Origin of the sequence: Streptomyces sp. NPDC094032 (genome assembly GCF_040303965.1) — a bacterium.
In the GTDB taxonomy this organism is placed as follows: domain Bacteria; phylum Actinomycetota; class Actinomycetes; order Streptomycetales; family Streptomycetaceae; genus Streptomyces.
Genome location: NZ_JBEOUE010000004.1, coordinates 1 through 21,990, shown reverse-complemented (window position 1 = coordinate 21,990; position 21,990 = coordinate 1). Strand labels below are relative to the sequence as shown.

Here is a 21,990-nt window from a genome sequence, read left to right as displayed (position 1 = left end):
GCCATCTCGCGCGGAGGCACCGGCCTCACACCCCCAGGAACGCCTCCACCGTCTCCTCCAGGACCTCCACCCCGTCCCTCGCCCACAGTGCGTCGTTGAAGAGTTCGACCTCCACCGGGCCGGTGTACCCGGCCTTCTCCACGAGGGCCGCCCACGCGGCCAGGTCGATCGCTCCCGTGCCCAACTGGCCCCTGCCGTTGAGGACTCCGGCGGGCAGCGGCGTGGTCCAGTCGGCGAGCTGGAAGGAGTGGATGCGGCCCGCCGCTCCCGCGCGGGTCACCGCCGCCGGGGCGCGGTCGTCCCACCACAGGTGGTAGGTGTCGACGGTGACGCCCACCTGCGTGGCGGGGAAGCGTTCGGCGATGTCCAGGGCCTGGTCCAGGGTGGAGACGGCGCAGCGGTCCGAGGCGAACATCGGGTGCAGCGGCTCGATGGCCAGGCGCACGCCCCGCTCCCCCGCGTACGGGGCGAGGACTCCGATCGCGTCGGCGATGCGGGCGCGGGCGCCGGGCAGGTCGCGGCTGCCCTCGGGGAGGCCGCCCGAGACGAGGACGAGGGTGTCGGTGCCGAGCGCCGCCGCCTCGTCGATCGCCGCGCGGTTGTCCTCCTCCCAGCCGTCGGTGGTGAAGAAGCCGCCCCGGCACAGGGTGGTGACGGCGAGCCCCGCGTCCCGGACCAGCGCGGTGGCCGCCTCGACCCCGTACGCGCGCACCGGTTCGCGCCACAGGCCGACGCCCGGGATGCCGAGCCGGACGCAGTGGGCGACGAGTTCGGGCAGCGGGAGCTGTTTCACCGTCATCTGGTTGACGGAGAGGCGGTCGCGGTTCATCGGGGGACTCCGTACACCGTGAGCAGGGAGCGCATCCGGTCCGCGGCGAGCTCCGGGTCGGGGAACAGGCCGAGGCCGTCGGCGAGTTCGTAGGCGCGGGCGAGGTGCGGCAGGGAGCGGGCCGACTGGAGGCCGCCGACCATCGCGAAGTGCTCCTGGTGACCGGCCAGCCAGGCGAGGAGGACGACACCCGTCTTGTAGAAGCGGGTCGGGGCCTGGAAGAGGTGGCGGGAGAGCGCGACGGTGGGGTCGAGCAGGGCGCGGAAAGCCGCCGGATCCCCCGAATCGAGGTTTCTGACCGCTTCGGCGGCCAGCGGGCCCAGCGGGTCGAAGACGCCGAGGAGCGCGTGGCTGAAGCCGTGCTCGTCGCCCGCGATCAGCTCGGGGTAGTGGAAGTCGTCCCCCGTGTAGCAGCGCACGCCCTCCGGCAGGCGGCGGCGCAGCGCGACCTCGCGGCCGGCGTCGAGGAGGGAGACCTTGATGCCGTCGACCTTGTCGGGGTGGGCGGCGACGACCTCCAGAAAGGTCTCCGTGGCCGTGTCCAGGTCGGTGGAGCCCCAGTAGCCGTCGAGGGCGGGGTCGAACATCGGGCCGAGCCAGTGCAGGATCACCGGCTCGCCCGCCTGCCGCAGGAGCCGTCCGTACACGTCCAGGTAGTCCTCGGCGGACCGGGCGGCCGCGGCGAGCGCGCGGGAGGCCATCAGGATCGCCTGCGAGCCGGTCTCCTCGACCAGCGCGAGCTGCTCCTCGTAGGCCGCGACGACCGCCGGGAGTCCTGCGGGGCCGGTGAGCCGGTCGGGGCCGGTGAGCTGGTCGGTGCCGACGCCGCAGGCGATCCGGCCGCCGACGGCCCTCGCCTCGGCGGCGGAGCGGCGGATCAGCTCGGCCGCGCCCGCCCAGTCGAGGCCCATGCCCCGCTGGGCGGTGTCCATCGCCTCGGCGACGCCGAGCCCGTGCGCCCACAGGTGGCGGCGGAAGGCGAGGGTGGCGTCCCAGTCGACGGCGGCGGGGGAATCGGGGGTGGTGTCGGCGTACGGGTCGGCGACGACGTGCGCGGCGGAGAAGACCGTACGGGAGAGGAGGGGGGCGGCGCCCGGCTCGTACCGGAGCGGTTCGGCGCGCGGCCGGTACTCCCGTACGCCGCCGCCCGCCTGGGGCAGCCGGATCGGGGCCGGGCTCACAGGGTCACCTCCGGGACGTCCAGGCGGCGGCCCTCGGCGGCCGAGCGCAGGCCCAGTTCGGCGAGCTGGACGCCTCGGGCGCCCGCGAGCAGGTCCCAGTGGTAGGGCTCGCCGAGGGCGACATGGCGCAGGAAGAGCTCCCACTGGGCCTTGAAGCCGTTGTCGAACTCGGCGTTGTCGGGGACCTCGCTCCACTGCGAGCGGAAGGAGTCTCCGGCGCCGAGCGGGAGGTCGGGGTTCCAGACCGGCTTGGGGGTGGCCGAGCGGTGCTGGACGCGGCAGCCGCGCAGTCCGGCGACGGCGGAGCCGTGGGTGCCGTCGACCTGGAACTCGACGAGTTCGTCGCGGTGGACGCGGACCGCCCAGGAGGAGTTGATCTGGGCGACGGCGCCGCCCTCCAGCTGGAAGATGCCGTACGCGGCGTCGTCGGCGGTGGCCTCGTAGGGCGTGCCCCGCTCGTCCCAGCGGCGCGGGACGTGGGTGGCGACGTGGGCGGTGACAGTGGTGACCCGGCCGAAGAGCTCGTGGAGCACGTACTCCCAGTGCGGGAACATGTCGACGACGATGCCGCCGCCGTCCTCGGCGCGGTAGTTCCAGCTGGGGCGCTGGGCCTCCTGCCAGTCGCCCTCGAAGACCCAGTAGCCGAACTCGCCCCGTACGGAGAGGATCTCGCCGAAGAAGCCGCCGTCGATCAGGCGCTTGAGCTTGCGCAGTCCGGGGAGGAAGAGCTTGTCCTGGACGACGCCGTGGCGGATGCCGGCGTCGCGGGCGAGCCGGGCGAGTTCGAGGGCGCCGTCGAGGCCGGTGGCGGTGGGCTTCTCGGTGTAGACGTGCTTGCCGGCGGCGATGGCCTTCTTGATCGCGTCGACGCGGGCGGAGGTGACCTGGGCGTCGAAGTAGATCTCGACGGTGTCGTCGGCGAGGACCGCGTCGAGGTCGGTGGACCACTCGGTGAGCCCGTGCCGCTCGGCGAGGGCCCGCAGGGCGGGCTCGCGGCGGCCGACGAGCACCGGCTCGGGCCACAGGGTGTCGCCGTCGCCCAGGTCCAGGCCGCCCTGCTCGCGGAGGGCGAGGATCGAACGGACGAGGTGCTGGCGGTGGCCCATCCGTCCGGTGACGCCGTTCATGGCGATGCGGACCGTTCTGCGTGTCACGGAGCTCTTCCTCTCAGCGGCGGAAGCGGGGGCGGAAAGCGCGGTAGAAAGCGCTTTCTACAGGCGGTGACGCTAGCCTGCCGACATCACCGCCGACAAGGCCCTGGAGGTACGTACGCGATGACCGTCACCCTGGCGGACGTGGCCGCCCGCGCGCGGGTCTCCCCGGCGACCGTCTCGCGCGTCCTGAACGGCAACTACCCGGTCGCCGCCGCCACTCGGGACCGGGTGCTGCACGCGGTCGCCGAGCTCGACTACGTACCCAACGGGCCCGCGAGCTCGCTCGCCGCCGCCACGTCCGACCTGGTCGGGATCCTCGTCAACGACATCGCCGACCCCTTCTTCGGGATCATGGCCGGGGCGGCGCAGAGCGCGATCGGCGAGAGCGGATCGGCCCGGGGCGGCGGCGAGAAACTGGCCGTCGTCTGCAACACCGGCGGCTCCCCGGAGCGTGAACTCACCTATCTCACCCTGCTCCAGCGGCAGCGCGCCGCCGCCGTGATCCTCACCGGCGGCTCCCTGGAGGACCCGGAGCACCTGGCGGCCACCGCGGCCAAGCTGGCGCGGCTCGCGGACGCGGGCACCCGGGTGGTGCTGTGCGGGCGGCCCCCGGTCCCCGGGGACGCGACGGCGGCCACGCTCGCCTTCGACAACCGCGAGGGCGCGCGCCAACTCACCGCACACCTGCTCGACCTCGGACACCGGCGGATCGGTTACGTGGCCGGGCCGGCCGCCCGCACGACGACCCGGCACCGCCTGGAGGGCCACCGCGCGGCGCTCGCGGCGGCGGGAGTACCCGAGGGCCCCGCCGCGCACGGCCGCTACGACCGCGCGTCCGGCTACGAGGCGACCGCCGAACTCCTGCGCCTCGACCCGGACCTGACCGCGATCGTCGCCGCCAACGACACGGTCGCCCTGGGCGTCTGCGCGGCCCTGCGGGACCGGGGCCTGCGCATCCCGGACGACGTCTCGGTGGCGGGCTTCGACGACCTCCCCTTCACGATCGACGCGGTCCCCGCCCTCACGACCGTACGCCTCCCCCTGCACGAGGCGGGCGCCCGCGCCGGCCGCCTGGCCGTCGGCACCGAGGAAGCCCCGCCCGGCGGCCTCGCGACGGTCCCGGCGGAGCTGGTGGTGCGGGGGTCGACGGGGCGGCCACGGGGGTAGCCGACCGCTATCGTGGTGACGAGCGGCACATGCACCTGGAGGACGGCATGGCGACAATAGTGATGGATCTTTCCAGCGCCTGGGATGCGCTGGACGGCGTCCCGCTGCCCAACGGCTTCCGAGTCGAGATCACGGATGGAAAGATCATCATGACGCCGCAGGGAGAGCAGCAGTGGAAGGTGATCCTTCGCGCCGCGCCCCAGATCGAACAGCAGCTCGCCGGGCACGGTGAGATCCTTTCGGACGTCATGATCGACTTCCCGTCGACCCTCTTCGGCTACGCCCCCGACCTGGCCATCGTGGCCCCGGGCGCCGAGCGGAACAGGCGCGGCCGGTTCGAGTGGCACAGCCTGGAGGCGGTGCTGGAGATCATCTCGCTCAGCACCCGGGACAACGACTTCGAGAAGAAGCTCCGGATGTACGCGGAGTGCGCGATCCCGCTCTACGTGATCATCGACCCGTCCGAGAACGTCTGCACCGTCCACAGCGGCCCGACCCGCACCGGCACCTACACGGAGCAGCACCGCGTCCCCTTCGGCGAGGATCTGGTGCTGCCCCTCGACGGGCGCGAGATCGTCGTGAAGACCGGGGGCTTTCCTCGGTCGGAGGGCTGAGCTACCTCCCCGGCGCCAGCCCCGTCGCCTCAAGCACCGCCGCCACCGTCTCCTCGACCGTCTGGTCCGCGTTGTCGATCCAGACGCCCTCGCCGGTCAGCTCCTCGCGCATGGCCTCGTCGAGGAAGGCCCAGTTGGTGGTGAGCTTCTTGTGGCGGGCGTTGTTGCGTTCCCAGGCCTTCTCCGGGCCGGGGGCCAGGACCACCACGTGGAGCGGGCCCGTCTTCACGTGGGCGCGGTAGAAGTCCAGGTGGGAGCGGCGGACGACCACGTCGTCCATGACCGGCAGGAAGCCGGCGGCGGCGAAACTGTCCGCCAGGAGGCAGCCGTTGCGGGCGCGCAGCAGGATCTGCCGGTCCGCCTCCGGGTCGCCGTCCGGGCTCGGCCAGTGGCAGCCCCGGACGATCAGCTCCTGGAGGTGGTCGATCTCGATGTGCGCGGACCGCTCGAACCGGGCCGCGAGAGCCGCCGCGACGGTGCTCTTGCCACTGCCCGGGATGCCCACGAGGAGGAGGGCGCCGGGGGCGGGGGCGGGGCTGTCGACGGTGACGTTCTCGAAGGTCATACACGCTCTCTCGGTACGGAGTTCCCGGTCGGGACCACGCGCACGGTACGTTCCGGCGGCGCGGCCGCGCCAGTCGTTTCACCGCCCGCCCGCCTCCCCGGCGCCAGCGACGTCAGCGCCACTCCCCCGACGAGCAGCGCGGCGGCGCACCAGCGCAGGGGGCTGACGCTCTCGTCCAGGAACAGCGCGGCGGCGGTCATCCCGAAGACCGGGACCAGGAGGGAGAACGGGGCCACCGACGAGGCCGGGTAGCGGCGCAGCAGAAACCCCCAGGCGCCGAAGCCGAAGACGGTCGTGATCCAGGCGACGTAGACGATCACGCCCGCGCCGGTCCAGTCGAGCCCCCGCAGCGCCGCCAGATCCCGGTCCGGCCCTTCGAGCAGGAGGGAGAGGGCGAGCAGCGGCAGGACCGGCACGGTGCTGACCCAGACCATGAAGTTGAGGGCGTCCGGCGGGGACGCCCTGCGGGTGAGGACGTTGGAGACGCCCCAGCACGCGGCGGCGGCGATGATCAGGGCGAAGCCGGTGAGGGAGCCCGAGGCGCCCTCGTCGACGGCGGCGACACCGATGCCGGCCAGGGCGACACCCATGCCCAGCACCTTGACCCGCCCCGGGCGTTCACCAAGCGCGAGGAAGGCGAACAGGGCGGTGAAGACGGCCTGGACCTGGAGGACCAGGGAGGACAGGCCGGCCGGCGCGCCGAGGTCCATGCCGGTGAAGAGCAGGCCGAACTTGGCGACGCCGAGGGCCAGTCCCACGCCCACGATCCACTTCCACGCCACCTTGGGGCGCCCGACAAGGAAGACCGCCGGCAGCGCGGCGACGAGGAAGCGGAGCGCGGAGAAGAGCAGCGGCGGGAAGTGGTCGAGGCCGATCTCGATGACGACGAAGTTGACTCCCCAGACGGCGGCGACCAGGGCGGCGAGGGCGATGTGGACGGGGCGCATGGGGATGAGGATCGCCCGGCCGGACCATGTAGCACCAGCGCGGATTCCTTCATGGTTGGATGAAGCACCGCTACATCCACCGTCACCGCCAGGATGGCGGGGAAGCCCCCGGGAGGCTCCCGTGCTCGATCTCGGACGTCTGCGCGCCCTGCACGCCGTCGCCGTCCACGGCAGCGTCGGCGCGGCCGCCGCCGCCCTCGGCTACACACCCTCGGCCGTCTCCCAGCAGATCGGCAAGCTGGAGCGGGAGACCCGCACGACCCTGCTCGAACGCAGCGGCCGGGGCGTCCGCCTCACCGACGAGGCCCGCCAACTCGCCGACACGGCCCAGACGTTGATGTCCCTCGTGGAGGAGGCCGAGGTACGCCTCGAAGAGCGCCGGGGGCTGCCCGCCGGGCGGCTGACCATCGCCTGCTTCGCGAGCGCGGCACGCGGTCTGATGCCCCGGGCGCTCACCGACCTGGCCCGCCGCCACCCGGACCTCGACGTCCGCCTCTCGGAGGTGGACCCGCACCTCTCCGTCGACCTGGTCGCCCGGGGCGTGATCGACCTGGCCGTCGCGCACGACTGGGACATCGCCCCGCTCCCCGTACCGCCCGGCGTGGAGCAGGCGGTGATCGGCGACGACCGGTGCGACGTCCTCGTACCACGGGAACATCCCCTGGCGGCGCGGGAGTCGGTGCGCCGCGAGGATCTGACCCGGGAGCGGTGGATCACCCAGCCGCCGGGTACGGTCTGCCACGACTGGCTCATGCGGACCCTGCGGGCGACCGGCTGCGAGCCCCTGATCGCCCATCAGGCGGAGGAGAACCACACCCAGGTGGCGCTGGTCGCCGCCGGACTCGGGGTCGCCCTGGTGCCGCGCCTGGGGCGCGGGGAGCTGCCTCCCGAGGTGGCCCCGGTACGCCTCGACCCGGTCCCGACGCGGCGGCTGCGGGCGCTGTGGCGGACCGGTGCGGCGCGGCGGCCCGCGATCACCGAGACCGTCCGCACCCTTCAGGAGCTGTGGCCCGAGGTGGCGTCCGCGACCTGAGCGCGACCTGAGCGCGGCCCGGGCGACAGCGCGACGCGACCGGCGGCGCGGCCCGGGCGAAGGGGCGCGCGAAGGCTCCGCGAAGGGTGGCATAAGCACTACAACCACACGCGTTTCTTGTGCGGGTCCTTGACCTGGCAGTTACTTTCCGGCTATCCGTGGCTCCTTGGAAGTTTCCTTCACTCTTCCTCCCACCACCCTGCACGGCCGGAAGGAGCATCAGTTGCACCACCGCGCCCCCACCCCGTCCCGACGCACCCTCCTCACGGTGACCGCCGCGGCAGCGGCCGCCGCCGTCACGGGCGTGACCGTCCCCGTCGCCCACGCCGACGCGCCGCGCCACGGCGACCGCGCGCTCCGGGACCTCCTCTCCCGGATGTCCCTGGCGGAGAAGGTCGGCCAGCTCTTCGTGATGCGGGTGTACGGCCACTCCGCCACCGCCCCCGACCAGGCCGACATCGACGCCAACCTCAAGGAGATCGGCGTCCGCACCGCCGCCGAGCTCGTCGAGCGCTACCACGTCGGCGGCATCATCTACTTCGCCTGGGCGCACAACACCCGCGACCCGCACCAGATCGCCGAGCTCTCCAACGGCATCCAGCGCGCCGCGCTCGCCCAGGACACCCCCGTCCCGCTGCTCCTGTCCACCGACCAGGAGCACGGGATCGTCGCCCGGGTCGGCGCGCCCGCCACCCTGCTGCCCGGCGCGATGGCGCTCGGCGCAGGCGGCTCGCACGAGGACGCCCGCGCGGCCGGCCGGATCGCGGGCGCCGAGCTCGCCGCCCTCGGCATCCGGCAGGACTACGCCCCGGTCGCCGACGTCAACGTCAACCCGGGCAACCCGGTCATCGGCGTCCGCTCCTTCGGCGCCGACCCCGAGGCCGTCGCCGGAATGGTCGCGGCGCAGGTCAAGGGCTACCAGCGGGCCGGGATCGCGGCGACCTCCAAGCACTTCCCCGGCCACGGCGACACGGCCGTCGACAGCCACAACGGGCTGCCCGTCATCACCCACACCGCCGAGCAGTGGGCGGCCGTCGACGCACCGCCGTTCCAGGCCGCGATCCGGGCCGGCATCGAGTCGATCATGACCGCGCACATCGTCGTCCCCGCGCTCGACCCGAGCGGCGACCCGGCGACCCTGTCCCGGCCCATCCTCACCGGCATCCTGCGCGAACGGCTGGGCTTCGACGGCGTGGTGGTCACCGACTCGCTCAGCATGGAGGGCGTACGGACCAAGTACGGCGACGACCGGGTCCCCGTCCTCGCCCTCAAGGCGGGCGCCGACCAGCTGCTCAACCCGCCGAACCTGGACGTGGCCTGGAACGCGGTCCTGAAGGCCGTCGAGGGCGGCGAACTGACCGAGGCCCGGCTCGACGAATCGATCCTGCGGATCCTGCGGATGAAGGCGCGGGTGGGCCTCTTCGACGACCCGTACGTCACCTCCGCCGGGGTGGACCGCACCGTCGGCACCCGCGCCCACCTGGCCCGCGCCGACCGGATCGCGGAGCGGACCACGACCCTGCTGGTCAACGAGGAGGGCTTCCTGCCGCTGAGCCGCCGCACCCATCCGAAGGTGCTGGTCGTCGGCGCCGACCCGGCCTCGCCGTCCGGCACCACCGGCCCGCCGACCCGCGTCCTCGCCGCCGCCTTCACCGAACTCGGCCACACCGCCCAGGCCTTGTCCACCGGCACCGCCCCGACCCCGGCCCTGATCGAGCAGGCGGTGGCCGCCGCGGCCGGACAGGACGTCGTCGTCGTGGGCACGTACAACCTCACGCCGACCACCGCCCAGCTCACCCTGCTCGCCCGGCTGACGGCGACCGGGGTCCCGGTCGTGACGATCGCGCTGCGCAACCCGTACGACGTCGCCCGGATCACCGGACAGCGCGCCACCGTCGCCACCTACTCCTGGACGGACGTCGAACTGCGCGCCGCCGTACGGGTGATCGCGGGCCGCGCGAAGCCGCGCGGCCGGCTGCCCGTCCCCGTCCAGAGCGCCGAGGACCCGACCCGGGTGCTCTACCCGATCGGGTACGGGCTCTCGTACCGGTAGCCGCCCGGACAGGAACGAGCCGGCACCCCCGCACAGTGGGGGTGCCGGCTCAGGCCGTACGGGACCGGATTACGGGCGCAGGCCGTGCTCGCGGGTCGCGTCCTCGTCGACCGGGCGGTCGATGCGGGCGTCGAAGCGGGCCAGCGGCTTGGCCGCCTTCACCGCGGGGGCGTCCACTCCGGCCCAGGCCAGGATGCGGGCGGTGGCGTTGGCCTTCTCGGCCTCGACGAGCCCGGCCACGTTGGCACCGTGGTTGGCGCCCGGCGCGACGTACACGTAGCTGTCGCGCGCGCCCTTGCCGAGGTGGAAGGGCTCGGAGCCCCACGGGTCGTTGCCGCCGTAGACGAACAGCATCTGGTTCGCGTTCTTGCGGACCCACTGGTCCACGTCCCGCATGACCCACGGCTTGAACTTCATCGGGATCTCGCGCGGCACGAAGTTGCGGGCGGGCTGGTAGCCGTAGCGGCTCAGGCCGTCCAGGTGCGGCTGCTTGATGCTGGGCGAGCCGAGCTCGGTCGCCGCCTGGTAGTAGTACGGCGTGTACGGCTCCAGGCCCTGGTCGGTGTAGGCGGACCAGCCGGAGTAGGCGTCGATCGTGTCGTACACGACGTCGTCGCTCGCGGTCGCCGCGTCCGGGATCCGGTCGCAGACGTCCTGGCCGTAGTACTGCCAGAAGCCCCACACGAAGTCGAGGACGACGGCCTCGTACGCCTTGTCGAGCGAGCCGATGGTGTTGAAGGTCGCGCCCTCGGCCTTCGCCCAGGCCTCGTACTTCTTCTCCAGCGGCTCGCGGCGCACCAGCGCCTCGCGCTGCATGTTGTTCAGCCGGTCGCGGCAGTCCTTGGTGCCGACGTTCTCGAAGAACCGGTCGTACGCCGAGTCCTCCTTGTTCACCACGTCGTTGGGGGCCACGTAGGCGACGACGCCGTCCATGTCACGTGGGTAGAAGCGCTCGTAGTAGGTGGCCGTCATGCCGCCCTTGGAGGCGCCGGTGGAGAGCCACTTCTTGCCGTAGATCGGCTTCAGCGCGGTGAAGATGCGGTGCTGGTCGCTGGCGGCCTGCCAGATGTCCAGCTTCGACCAGTCGGCGGGCTGCGGCCGGGACGGCGTGAAGAACCGGTACTCCATGGAGATCTGGTTGCCGTCGACGATCCGGGTCGGCTCCGACCGGCTCGGGGTGGTGCTCAGCCCGTACCCGCTGGTGCGGAAGACGGTGGGGCGGTCGGTGTCCTTGTGGAGGACCGAGATCCGCTGCTTGAACGTGCCCGCCCAGGGGCGGCGGTGGTCGATCGGCTGCTCGTAGTTCAGGACGAAATAGCGGTAGCCGGCGTACGGCTTCTCCTCTATCAGGCTCATCCCGGGGATCGCCAGGATGCGGTCCTTGATGTCCGTGCTCTGCGCGTCGGCGACGGCCGTGCTGCCGGTCTCCGTGTCCGCGGCGGTGGCCACGCCCGTGGATCCGACGGTGCCTATGAGCACCGAGAGAGACACCAGCCATCTGAGCGACTTACGCATTCACCCTCCCCTTGATTCACAACGGTGTCGTGAACCTAGCCCGGCCAACGTGGGGACCGCCAGACCTGGTTGGGCATTACATACGGTTCAGCACAGGATCCAGCCCCTCGCGACGGACCGGCCGGCGATCGTGGCGGACGCCCGTACGCAGCGGTTGAGGGCGTGCACGGTGACCGGCCCCGCCTGCCGGGCGAAGCGGCCCGCGTTCACGGCGGCCCGGCCGCCGCGCGGCTGGAGCGAGACCGTCATGGCCCGCAGGCCGCCCGGCCGCTTGGCCACCGCGAGCGCGCAGACGTAGTGGCGGGTGCGGTAGAGCCGGAGCTCGCCCGTGGCGAACGCGACCGTACGGGTGGCCCGCCCGTGGCAGACGGACGCGGCGTCGGCCGGAGTCACGGCGGGCCCGGCGAGCACCAGGCCACCGGCGGCGAGCAGCAGGGCGAGGACGTACCCGGCCCACCGGGGAGGCGCGGGCGGGCGCCGACCCGGCCCGGTCGCCCCGGTCGCCCCGGTCGTGCGGACCTCACCGCGCATGCGCGTCCCTCCCCTGCTCCTGCCCCGTACGTGCATACGACGCGCCGCGAGCCCGTTCGGTTGCCTACGCGAAGGGGTGACACCGGCGGCTACGCGAACGTGGTGACGACCATGAGCAGGAAGACCAGTTCGGCGGCGACCTGGGCGGCGAGGGCGGCCCTGCGGACCGGCTCCCGGGGCGCGGCGAGCGCCACGACCAGGGCGACGGCGGCGAGAACGAGGCTTCCGGCGTACATCCAGCCGGGGTTGGAGCCGCAGTCCTCGGCATAGCCGACGCAACGGCCGGCGTTGTCCGCGCTGAGCGCGAGGATCCCGGAGAGGACGGTGGCGGGCACCAGCAGACCGGCCGAGACCAGGGCCCAGACGCGGACACGACGGCCGGAGGCGGGGGCGGGGGCGGTGGGGACGGGGTTGCTCATGCCCCGATCACATCGCGTCCGGGGCGTCGGCGCATGGGCACGGGTACTCATCTTCGCCCCGTACGGCCGGCCCGCCCCCCCTGACGGTGTCGCCCCTACACCCGCTCGGGCTCCGCCTCGTCGGCGCCCTCGGCGCCCTCGCCGATGAAGGTGCGCCACAGCGCGGCGTACACCCCGTCGAGGGCCAGCAGCTCCTCGTGCGTGCCGTCCTCGGCGACCCGGCCGTGGTCCATCACGATCACCCGGTCGGCGCGGGCCGCCGTGGTGAGCCGGTGGGCGACCACCAGGGTGGTCCGGCGGCCGGCGAGGCGGTCGGTGGCGGCGTTGACCTGCGCCTCGGTGGCGAGGTCCAGGGCGGCGGTGGCCTCGTCGAGCAGCAGCACATCGGGGTCGACCAGCTCGGCGCGGGCCAGGGCGATCAGCTGGCGCTGGCCCGCCGACAGGTTTCGGCCACGCTCGGCGACCTCGTGGAGGTAGCCGCCGTCGAGCGTGGCGATCATGTCGTGGGCGCCCACCGCGCGGGCCGCGGCCTCCACCTCGGCGTCGGTGGCGTCGGGGCGGCCGTACGCGATGGCGTCGCGGACCGTCCCGGCGAACAGGTACGCCTCCTGCGGGACGACGCCGAGCCGGTGCCGGTACGCGGTGAGGTCGAGGTCGCGCAGGTCGGTGCCGTCGGCGGTGACCCGGCCGCCCGTCGGGTCGTAGAACCGGGCGACCAGCTTGACCAGCGTGGACTTGCCCGCGCCGGTCTCGCCGACGAAGGCGACCGTCTGGCCGGCGGGTATCCGCAGGTCGATGCCGGTGAGCGCGGCCTCCTCGCCGTCGCCGGCCTCTCCCCCGTACGCGAAGGAGACGTCCTCGAAGGCGATCTCGCCGCGCAGCGAGAGCACGTCGAGCGGGGCGGGCGCGGCGGCGGTGGAGGTCGGCTCCTGGAGCAGCTCCTGCATCCGCTTCAGGGAGACGGCGGCCTGCTGGTAGCCGTCGAAGACCTGGGAGAGCTGCTGCACGGGGGCGAAGAAGAGGTCGATGTAGAGCAGGTAGGCGACCAGGGCGCCGGTGGTGAGGGAGCCGGCCTCGATACGGTTCGCGCCGACGATCAGGACGGCGGCGGCGGCCACTGAGGAGAGCAGGGTGACGAACGGGAAGTAGACCGATATCAGCCACTGGCCGTGGACGCGGGCCTCGCGGTACTCCTCGCTGCGGGCCGCGAAGCGCTCGGCGCCCGCCCGCTCGCGCCGGAAGGCCTGCACGATCCGCAGTCCGGCGACCGACTCCTGGAGGTCGGCGTTGACCCCGCTGATCCGCTCGCGGGCCAGCTCGTACGCCTTCACGCTGGCACGGCGGAAGTAGTAGGTGGCGACGGCGAGCACCGGGAGGGTCGCGAAGACCACCAGGGCGAGCTCGACGTCGAGGACGAGCAGGACGCCCATGATGCCGAAGAAGGTGACGACGGAGACGAAGGCGGTGACCAGACCGGTCTGGAGGAAGGTCGACAGGGCGTCGACGTCCGTGGTCATCCGGGTCATGATCCGGCCGGTGAGCTCGCGCTCGTAGTAGTCGAGGCCGAGCCGCTGGAGCTGGGCGAAGATCTTCAGCCGCAGCGCGTACAGGATCCGCTCGCCGGTGCGGCCGGTCATCCGCGTCTCGGCGGTCTGCGCGACCCACTGGACGAGGACGGTCAGCAGGGCCAGCGCGGAGGCCGCCCAGACGGCCCCGATGGCGAGCTGGTTGACGCCCTTGTCGATGCCGTGCCGGATCAGGACCGGAAGGAGCAGGCCGGCGCCCGCGTCGAGGGCGACCAGGCCGAGGCTGATCAGCAGGGGCACGCCGAAGCCGCGCAGCAGACGGCGCAGCCCGTACGACTCCTCGGCGGAGACGGCGCGGGCCTCGTCGATGTCCGGGGTGTCGACGGCGGGCGGCAGGGCCTCGACGGCGGCCAGCAGCTCGGGGGTGGCGCCGGGGGCGGCGGTCCGCCGGTCGTCGGCCTCCTCGCGCACCCACAGGGTCGGGGTGATGCCCCGCTCGGCGTCGAACTCGGCGTCCAGCTCGGCCCGCAGGGTGCGGTCCTCGGGGACGTCGGCCGGGAGAGTGTGTCCCGGCGAGACGGCGCCCAGCTCGTCGGGGTCGGTGAGCAGCCGCCGGTAGAGCGCGGAGCGCTCCTCCAGCTCCTCGTGGGTGCCGATGTCGGCGAGCCGGCCCTCGTCGAGGACGGCGATGCGGTCGGCGAGGCCGAGGGTGGAGCGGCGGTGGGCGATGAGCAGGGTGGTGCGGCCCGCCATGACGGACTTCAGGGCCTCGTGGATCTCGTGCTCGACCTTGGCGTCGACGGCGGAGGTCGCGTCGTCGAGGAGCAGCAGCCGCGGGTCGGTGAGGATGGCGCGGGCGAGCGCGACGCGCTGGCGCTGGCCGCCGGAGAGGGTGAGGCCGTGCTCGCCGACCTTGGTGTCGTAGCCCGCGGGCAGCTCGGCGATGAAACGGTCCGCCTGGGCGGCGCGGGCGGCCGCCTCGATCTGCTCCTGGGTGGCGTCGGGCACGCCGTACGCGATGTTGGCGCGGACCGAGTCGGAGAACAGGAAGCTGTCCTCGGGGACCAGGCCGACGGCGGCGCGCAGCGAGTCCAGGGTGAGCTCGCGGACGTCGAGGCCGCCGACGAGGACGGCGCCGTGCGTCACGTCGTAGAAGCGGGGAAGGAGCAGCGAGACGGTGGACTTGCCGGAGCCGGAGGCGCCGACGACGGCGACGGTCTCGCCGGGGCGGATCTCCAGCGAGAAGCCGTCGAGGACGTTGCGCCCGTCCTCGTACGCGAAGGAGACGTCGTCGAACTCGACGCCGGCGGGGACGTCGGCCGGGAGCTCCTTGGTGCCGTCCGTGAGGCTCGGCTCGGTGTCGATCAGCTCCAGGACCCGCTCGACGCCGGCGCGGGCCTGCTGGCCGACGGTGAGCACCATGGCGAGCATGCGGACCGGGCCGACGAGGGAGGCGAGGTACGAGGAGAAGGCGACGAAGGTGCCGAGGGTGATCTGGCCCCGGTAGGCCAGCCAGCCGCCGAGGGCGAGCACGGCGACCTGGCCGAGGGCGGGGACGGCCTGGAGGGCCGGGGTGTACCTGGCGTTGAGCCGGATCGTGCGGAGCCGTCCGGCGAACAGCCTCCGCCCGGCCTCCCGTATCTTCCCGGTCTCCTGCTCCTCCTGCCCGAAGCCCTTCACGACCCGGACCCCGGTCACGGCCCCGTCGACGACGCCCGCGACGGTCGCGGCCTGCGCCTGGGCGTACCAGGTGGCGGGGTGCAGGCGGGTGCGGCTGCGGCGGGCGATCCACCACAGGGCGGGGGCGACGGCGAGAGCGACGAGGGTCAGCGGCAGCGAGAGCACGGCCATCACGGCCAGCGATATGAGAAACAGCAGCACGTTCCCGATGGTCATCGGGAGCATGAAGAGCAGGCCCTGGATGAGCTGGAGGTCGCTGGTGGCCCGCCCGACGACCTGCCCCGTGGACAGCTCGTCCTGCCGCCGCCCGTCGAGCCGGGTGATGGTCCCGAACATCTCGGTCCGCAGATCGTGCTGGACGTCGAGAGCGAGCCGCCCACCGTAGTAGCGGCGCACGTACGTCAGGCCGTAGACGACAACAGCGGAGGCGACGAGAAGCCCGGTCCAAAGCCCAATGGATCCCGTCTTCGCACCGATGACGTCATCGATGATCACCTTGGTGATCAGGGGCACGAGCGCGAGCACGGCCATACCCGCCAGGGAGGACCCCAGCGCGAGCACGACGTTCGCCTTGTAACGCCACGCGTACCCGGCGAGCCGACGCGCCCAGCCCCGCTCCCCCGCCTGTTCCTGCCCCACCGCCGCCACGTGGCGCCTCCCGTCCGTGCTGCTCTACCGGAAGGGCCAACGCGGGCGGCCTGCGATTTCATCCCGCCGCAACAATCGGGCGCCGGACCGGGACCGGGCAGGGGCCCCGGGAGCGCCGCCTCACACGCAGCCGCAGCCGAGCGCGTAGAAGCCGAACACGGCGACGACCGAGAAGGTGACGACGGCGACGGCGGCCAGGCGGCCCTTGCGGCGCCGGGCCCGGCCGCGGAGCGTCTCCCAGGCCCCGTACCCCGTGACCATGACGAGCGCGCCGCCCGCGCCGCCCGTGAGGAGCGGGCTCATGCTCCAGCCCCAGACGGCGAGCGCGACCAGACCGGCGAGGAGCAGGCAGGCCAGGACCTGCACGATCAGTTCAACCGCGGCATCGCCGATGAACTCCGCCAAGGCCTTCATACGCGTCTCCCCGTACCGCACACCGCGAAGGCCCCGGGCGGGTCCTCGGGAAGGAGGACCCGCGCGGGGCCTGGATGGTTGCCCAGGCCGCCCCTTACAGGTGCGTCGGCTCGAACATCCGCAGCAGTGCCGGAAGGACCACCACCGACGGGCCCGGGGTCTTCAGGGCGGCCGCCAGGTCCTCGGTCAGGGTGTCCGGGGTGGTCTGGGTGGCCGGGACGCCGAAGGACTCGGCGAGGGCGACGAAGTCCGGGCGGGCGAGCTCGGTCGCGGTGGCCTCGCCGAAGGCGTCCGTCATGTACTCGCGCAGGATGCCGTAGCCGCCGTCGTCGACGATCAGCCAGGTGACGTCGAAGCCGTACTGCTTCGCCGTCGCCAGCTCCGCGATCGAGTACATCGCGCCACCGTCGCCCGACACCGCGAGCACCGGCCGCGTCGGATCCGCCGCCGCCGCGCCGAGCGCCGCCGGGAAGCCGTAGCCGAGGCCGCCGGCGCCCTGGGCGGAGTGCATGGTGTTGGGGCGGCGGGCGTCGAAGGCGGACCACGCCCAGTAGGCCAGGATCGTCATGTCCCAGAAGCTGGGCGCCGCGTCCGGCAGCGCGTCCCGCACCGCGTCCACGATCCGCCGCTCCAGGCCGAGCTCCTGGGCGTCGAGCCGCTCCCGCACCTTCGCCAGGACCGTACGCACCCGCTCGGGCGCCGTCGCGTCGGCGCGCTCCGGCACCGTCTCCAGAAGCGCCTGGAGGGCGAGCCGGGCGTCCGCGTGGATGCCGAGCGCCGGGTGGTTCGACTCCAGCTTCCCGGCGTCCGCCTCGATCTGGATCACCCGGCCGCGCGGGGCGAAGGTGTGGTAGTTCGAGGACAGCTCGCCGAGCCCCGAGCCGACCACCAGCAGGACGTCCGCGTCCTCCAGGAAGTCGGTGGTGTGCCGGTCCTCCAGCCAGGACTGGAGCGACAGCGGGTGCTCCCAGGGGAAGGCGCCCTTGCCGCCGAAGGTGGTGACCACGGGGGCGTTCAGGTGCTCCGCGAGCGCGAGCAGCTTCCCGGACGCGTCGGCCCGCACGACCCCACCGCCCGCGATGATCGCGGGCCGCTCGGCCTTCGCCAGCAGATCGGCCGCGACCGCCGTCAGCTCGGGGCGCGGGACGACCTCCTCGGGCGTCGCGTCCATCGCCGTGACGACCGGCAGCGCGGTCTCGGCGAGGAGGACGTCCTGCGGGATCTCCACCCACACCGGCCCGTGCGGGGCGGTGAGCGCCGACTCCCAGGCGGCGGCGATGGCCGACGGGATCTGGGACTGCGTACGGACCGTGTGGACCGACTTCACGACGTCCCGGAAGGAGGCCTGCTGGTCGCGCAGCTCGTGCAGATACCCGTGCCGCCCGCCGCCGAGCCCGGCCACCGGGATCTGGCTGCCGATGGCGAGCACCGGCGCGGAGGCGGCGGCCGCCTCCTGGAGCGCGGCGAGCGACATCAGGGCGCCGGGCCCGGTCGAGAGCAGCAGCGGGGCCGCCTCGCCGGTGATCCGGCCGTACGCGTCGGCGGCGAAGCCCGCGTTGTTCTCGACGCGCAGTCCGACGTAGCGCAGCGCGGAGCGGCGCAGGGCGTCGAACATGCCGAGGGCGTGCTGGCCGGGGAGGCCGAAGACGGTGGTCGCGCCGAGTCCCGCGAGGGTCTCTACGACGAGGTCGCCGCCGTTCCGCCCCTTGGGCGGGTTCAGCGCGGCTTCCGTCTGGGCGGCCGTGGGGCGCAGGACCAGGTCGTGGTCGTGGGTCATGTGTGGTCCCTCTGGGCGTGGTCGGTCAGGTGCGGCCCGGTGGTCGGGTTGTGCCCACCCGTTCCGCCCCGGCGGAACGCATGCCCACAACCCGACGGCGACGGCGGGGCCGGCGGTTACTTCGCCGCGCGGCCCGCCGCGATCTGGCGGGACATGATCGTCGTCAGCTCGTACGCCGTGTGGGAGGCGGCGACGGCGGTGATCTCGGCGTGGTCGTACGCGGGGGCGACCTCGACGACGTCGGCGGAGACCAGGTTGCAGGAGGAGAGGCCGCGCAGGATCTCCAGGAGCTCGCGGGAGGTCATGCCGCCCGCCTCGGGGGTGCCGGTGCCGGGGGCGTGGGCCGGGTCGAGGCAGTCGATGTCGATGGAGATGTAGAGCGGGCGGTCGCCGATGCGCTGGCGGAGCTGGTCGGCGACCTCGTCGGCGCCACGGCGGTAGATGTCCGCCGAGGTGACGATGCCGAAGCCCATCTTCTCGTCGTCGGTCAGGTCCTGCTTGCCGTACAGCGGGCCGCGGGTGCCGACGTGGGAGAGCGCGGAGGTGTCGAGGATGCCCTCCTCGACGGCCCGGCGGAACGGCGTGCCGTGGGTGTACTCGGCACCGAAGTAGGTGTCCCAGGTGTCGAGGTGGGCGTCGAAGTGGAGCAGGGCGACGGGGCCGTGCTTCTTGGCGACCGAGCGCAGCAGCGGCAGCGCGACGGTGTGGTCACCGCCCAGGGTCATCATGCGGGCGCCGGTGGCGAGCAGGTCGTCGGCGGCGGCCTCGATGGTCTCGACGGCCTCGTTGATGTTGAACGGGTTGGCCGCGATGTCACCGGCGTCCGCGACCTGGGCGAGGGCGAACGGGGAGGCGTCCTGCGCCGGGTTGTAGGGGCGCAGCAGGCGGGAGGCCTCGCGGATGGCGTTGCCGCCGAAGCGGGCGCCGGGGCGGTAGGAGACACCGCTGTCGAAGGGGATGCCGACCACGGCGACGTCGGCGGTGCCGACCTCGTCGAGCCGCGGCAGCCGGGCGAACGTCGCGGGACCGGCGTACCGCGGGATGCGGGACGAGTCGGTCGGGCCGCGGAAGGCGTTCTGGTCGCTGCTGCTCATGGTCGGGTCCTCCTGGGGTGTATCGGTGGCTCCGGCCGGCCCCGGATCGCGGGGCCCGCCGGACGTCTGCGGTGCGGCCGCCGTCAGGCGGTCACGGGTGCCGGGACCGAGGGGTCGGTCCCGGCGGGGGTGTCCTGGCCCGTCAGCCGGGCGCGCCAGTTCGCGAGCACGGCGGCGTCCGTCGGGCGGGTCGCCAGGGAAACGATCACATATGCGGCGAGCGAGGCCAACAAACCATAGTAAACAGGCTCATTTGCCAAGATTCCGTAAGTCCACATCAGGCCGATCACGGCCAGCCCACCGACACCGACCGCGGCGAGCGCGCCCTGGACGGTCCCCCGGCGCCACAGCAGACCACCGAGAATCGGCACGAGCAGCCCGGCGACCAGCAGGTTGTAGGCAACGGTGAGGGCCTGGACGACATCGTTGAGGGCGATGGCGATCCCGATGACGGCAACACCCATCACCAAGATGAACACCCGATTCCCCTTCACCTCGTCGTGCTCACCCCCGGCCTCCTTGACCACGGTCCCCCGCAGACGCGACCAGATGTCGTTGTTGGCGACGGTGGCGCAGGCGATGAGGGCGCCGGAGGAGGTGGACATGACGGCGGCGAGGGCGGCGGCGAGGACCAGACCTCGCACACCCATGGGCAGCTCGTCCTTGACGATGGTGGCGAAGGCATCGTCGGCGCTGGGCAGCTTGGGGTACATGACCTTGGCCGCGGTGCCGATGACGGCGCCGGCCAGCGCGTACACCAGACAGTAGGTGCCGGCGACGGTGCCGCCCCACTTGGCGACCTTGTCGGTGCGGGCGGTGAAGACCCGCTGCCAGATGTCCTGGCCGATCAGCATGCCGAAGGTGTAGATCAGCACGTACGTGAAGATCGTCTCGCCGCCGATGCCGAGGGGCTCGAAGTACGAGGTCGGCAGCGCGGCCTTCATCTCGGCGAAGCCGCCCGCCTTGAACACGGCGATCGGCAGCAGCAGGAGCAGCACGCCGATGGTCTTCACCACGAACTGCACCATGTCGGTGATGGTGATCGACCACATGCCGCCGAGCGTCGAGTAGGCCACGACGATGGTGCCGCCGAGAACGATCGCGAGCGTACGCGGCAGGTCGAAGAGAACATCGAAGATGGTGGCGTACGCGATGGTCGAGGTGACCGCGAGCATCAGGGTGTAAGCCCACATGACGACGCCGGTGATGAGTCCAGCCCGGCCGCCGTAGCGCAGGTCGAGCATCTCGGAGACGGTGTAGACCTTGAGCCGCGCGATCCGCGCGGAGAAGAACACCGAAAGGGCGAGCAGCCCGAGCCCGATGGTGAAGACCATCCAGGCGCCGGAGAGCCCGTACTTGTAGCCGAGGCCGACGCCACCGATGGTGGACGCGCCGCCGAGGACGATCGCGGCCATGGTGCCGGAGTACATCCACGGCCCGAGGCGGCGTCCCGCGACCAGGAACTCGCTCTTGGACTTGGCGCGGCGCATGCCCCACCAGCCCATCGCGAGCATGCCTGCCAAGTACAGGACGATCACTGTGTAGTCGACGGCCATGGGGCCTCCTCCGGTCACCTCGGTGGCGTGTCGTGCAGGGGATGTGACCGGAGGCTGGTCGCGGGGACATCCGCCCGTACCCGCGGCCTCCGGATGGCACGACAGTAGGTGGCCGGAAAGCAACGCTGAAGTGTACGTTTCCTCCACCACCGACACGGCGGATGTACGAAGGGTCCACAGCCATGCCCGCACCGGAGCCCGGCTCCACCCCACCAGCGCCGCCCGTCCCGCTGGCCGCGCTGCTCGCCCGCACCGAACTGGGCCTGCGCCTCCTCGCGGGCTCCCCGGACGTCTCGCTCCACTGGGTCCACACCTCGGAGATGGCCGACCCCTACCCGTACCTGCTGGGCGGCGAGCTGCTCATGACGGCAGGCGTACAGCTGACGGACCCGGCACGGTACGTGGAACGGGTCGTGGCAGCAGGAGCCGCAGCGCTGGGCTTCGGGGTGACCCCGGTGTACGACACGGTGCCCGCGGCGCTCGTCGAGGCCTGCGAGCGGCACGGTCTGCCGCTGCTGGAAGTGCCGCCCGCGACCCCGTTCACGGCGGTGGCGCGGGCGCTGTGGCGGCTGATGGCCGAGGTCCGGACGAACGAGCTGCGCCGCGTGAGCGAGGCCCAGCAGTCCCTGGCCGCGGCGGCCGCCCGCCCGGCCCCGGTCCCGGCGGTCCTAGGCGCCCTCGCGGCCAGGCTGGCCGGGCGCGCGGTCCTCTTCACCCCCGACGGCACCGAGTCGGCCGCGGCCGGCCGCGCGATCCCACCCGAGGCCACCCAGGCACTCGCCGAACTGTCCGGGGTGCTCGGCCCGCGCCCGGGCGGCCCGGCGACGGCCAGCGGCGACGGGGGCGGCCTCCGCCTCGCCGCGTACGCGCTGGGCGGCGGCGACGGCCTCACCCTCGGCGTGGCGACGGAGGCCCGCGAACCGGGCGACCACACGATCGCGGGCGTAGCCGTCGTCCTCCTCTCCCTCCTGACAGCCCCACACCGGGCAGCCGCCGTCACGGCCCGCGACACAGCCCTGGTCCGCCTGCTCCTAGGCGCCTCCCCGACGGAAGCGGCCCGGGCACTCGGCCCGGGCCCCTGGACAGTGATCCACGCGAGCGGCGGCGACGGCACCCCGTTCGCGGCGGCAAGCCTCGCCGCAGCACTGGGCACGGCCCTGGTGGATCCCGGCGGGACGGCCGACGACGGCGGGGAGGGGTTCGGGGCCGGAGCGGGGGTGGGGGTGTCCGGACGTGGCGGCGCCCGGAACGAGCGAAGCGAAGTGGAGGTCGCAGTCCGGACACCCC

Annotated in this window: 18 protein-coding genes; 5 read left to right on the top strand and 13 right to left on the bottom strand. The window is 73.1% G+C overall.

Going from position 1 to position 21,990, the window contains the following annotated elements; translation table 11 throughout:
- Window positions 1-25: 25 nt before the first annotated feature.
- From ABTZ54_RS08305 to ABTZ54_RS08295, 3 genes are read right to left on the bottom strand one after another with little or no spacing between them, the layout of a single operon-like run.
- Window positions 26-829, bottom strand: coding sequence for a sugar phosphate isomerase/epimerase family protein (locus tag ABTZ54_RS08305; protein WP_351658629.1), 804 nt, complete (start codon window positions 827-829; stop codon window positions 26-28).
- Window positions 826-2,010 (bottom strand): dihydrodipicolinate synthase family protein, encoded by a 1,185-nt coding sequence (locus ABTZ54_RS08300; protein WP_351658628.1) that lies wholly within the window; start codon window positions 2,008-2,010, stop codon window positions 826-828. The genes ABTZ54_RS08305 and ABTZ54_RS08300 overlap by 4 nt, the downstream gene beginning before the upstream one ends.
- Window positions 2,007-3,164: a Gfo/Idh/MocA family protein gene (locus ABTZ54_RS08295; protein ID WP_351658626.1), complete on the bottom strand. Its 1,158-nt coding sequence runs from the start codon at window positions 3,162-3,164 to the stop codon at window positions 2,007-2,009. Before ABTZ54_RS08295 ends, ABTZ54_RS08300 begins: the two co-directional genes overlap by 4 nt.
- Window positions 3,165-3,284: 120 nt before the next feature.
- On the opposite strand from ABTZ54_RS08295, the gene ABTZ54_RS08290 reads away from it, so the two are divergent.
- Window positions 3,285-4,331, top strand: coding sequence for a LacI family DNA-binding transcriptional regulator (locus tag ABTZ54_RS08290; protein WP_351658625.1), 1,047 nt, complete (start codon window positions 3,285-3,287; stop codon window positions 4,329-4,331).
- 47 nt (window positions 4,332-4,378) lie between these two features.
- Entirely contained in the window at window positions 4,379-4,945 is a 567-nt protein-coding gene (locus tag ABTZ54_RS08285; RefSeq protein ID WP_351658623.1) for a Uma2 family endonuclease, read from the top strand.
- Window position 4,946: 1 nt separating this feature from the next.
- On the opposite strand, the gene ABTZ54_RS08280 is transcribed toward ABTZ54_RS08285, so the two are convergent.
- Together ABTZ54_RS08280 and ABTZ54_RS08275 are read right to left on the bottom strand one after the other, a co-directional pair.
- Window positions 4,947-5,510 (bottom strand): AAA family ATPase, encoded by a 564-nt coding sequence (locus ABTZ54_RS08280; RefSeq protein ID WP_351658621.1) that lies wholly within the window; start codon window positions 5,508-5,510, stop codon window positions 4,947-4,949.
- On the bottom strand, window positions 5,507-6,457 hold the full coding sequence (locus ABTZ54_RS08275) for an EamA family transporter (protein WP_351658619.1): 951 nt from the start codon (window positions 6,455-6,457) through the stop codon (window positions 5,507-5,509). The genes ABTZ54_RS08280 and ABTZ54_RS08275 overlap by 4 nt, the downstream gene beginning before the upstream one ends.
- 121 nt (window positions 6,458-6,578) lie before the next feature.
- Here ABTZ54_RS08275 and ABTZ54_RS08270 point away from each other — a divergent pair, with 121 nt between their 5' ends.
- Together ABTZ54_RS08270 and ABTZ54_RS08265 are read left to right on the top strand one after the other, a co-directional pair.
- Window positions 6,579-7,490, top strand: coding sequence for a LysR family transcriptional regulator (locus tag ABTZ54_RS08270; RefSeq protein WP_351658617.1), 912 nt, complete (start codon window positions 6,579-6,581; stop codon window positions 7,488-7,490).
- A gap of 223 nt (window positions 7,491-7,713) precedes the next feature.
- Complete coding sequence (locus ABTZ54_RS08265; RefSeq protein WP_351658615.1) at window positions 7,714-9,543, top strand: glycoside hydrolase family 3 protein; 1,830 nt, start codon at window positions 7,714-7,716, stop codon at window positions 9,541-9,543.
- A gap of 69 nt (window positions 9,544-9,612) precedes the next feature.
- On the opposite strand, the gene ABTZ54_RS08260 is transcribed toward ABTZ54_RS08265, so the two are convergent.
- The 8 genes from ABTZ54_RS08260 to ABTZ54_RS08225 form a co-directional block, all read right to left on the bottom strand.
- Window positions 9,613-11,058, bottom strand: coding sequence for a serine protease (locus ABTZ54_RS08260; RefSeq protein WP_351658613.1), 1,446 nt, complete (start codon window positions 11,056-11,058; stop codon window positions 9,613-9,615).
- 87 nt (window positions 11,059-11,145) lie between these two features.
- Window positions 11,146-11,589 carry a hypothetical protein gene (locus ABTZ54_RS08255; protein ID WP_351658612.1) on the bottom strand — a complete coding sequence of 148 codons (444 nt, stop codon included), beginning with the start codon at window positions 11,587-11,589 and terminating at the stop codon, window positions 11,146-11,148.
- An 89-nt stretch (window positions 11,590-11,678) separates the two neighbouring features.
- On the bottom strand, window positions 11,679-12,008 hold the full coding sequence (locus tag ABTZ54_RS08250; protein ID WP_351658610.1) for a hypothetical protein: 330 nt from the start codon (window positions 12,006-12,008) through the stop codon (window positions 11,679-11,681).
- A gap of 95 nt (window positions 12,009-12,103) precedes the next feature.
- Entirely contained in the window at window positions 12,104-15,862 is a 3,759-nt protein-coding gene (locus ABTZ54_RS08245) for an ABC transporter ATP-binding protein (RefSeq protein ID WP_351658608.1), read from the bottom strand.
- A 120-nt stretch (window positions 15,863-15,982) separates the two neighbouring features.
- The gene (locus ABTZ54_RS08240; RefSeq protein ID WP_351658606.1) at window positions 15,983-16,276 is read right to left on the bottom strand and encodes a lysine transporter LysE; all 294 of its coding nucleotides are present in this window, start codon (window positions 16,274-16,276) and stop codon (window positions 15,983-15,985) included.
- A gap of 94 nt (window positions 16,277-16,370) precedes the next feature.
- Complete coding sequence (locus tag ABTZ54_RS08235) at window positions 16,371-18,053, bottom strand: thiamine pyrophosphate-binding protein (RefSeq protein ID WP_351658604.1); 1,683 nt, start codon at window positions 18,051-18,053, stop codon at window positions 16,371-16,373.
- A gap of 116 nt (window positions 18,054-18,169) precedes the next feature.
- Complete coding sequence (speB, locus tag ABTZ54_RS08230) at window positions 18,170-19,147, bottom strand: agmatinase (protein ID WP_351658603.1); 978 nt, start codon at window positions 19,145-19,147, stop codon at window positions 18,170-18,172.
- A gap of 83 nt (window positions 19,148-19,230) precedes the next feature.
- Window positions 19,231-20,703, bottom strand: a complete 1,473-nt coding sequence (locus tag ABTZ54_RS08225; RefSeq protein WP_351658601.1) for a sodium:solute symporter family protein — start codon at window positions 20,701-20,703, stop codon at window positions 19,231-19,233.
- A 182-nt stretch (window positions 20,704-20,885) separates the two neighbouring features.
- Between ABTZ54_RS08225 and ABTZ54_RS08220 the strand changes: the two genes are divergently transcribed.
- Window positions 20,886-21,990: PucR family transcriptional regulator ligand-binding domain-containing protein (locus ABTZ54_RS08220; protein WP_351658599.1), on the top strand; the 1,105-nt coding region annotated here is incomplete at its 3' end.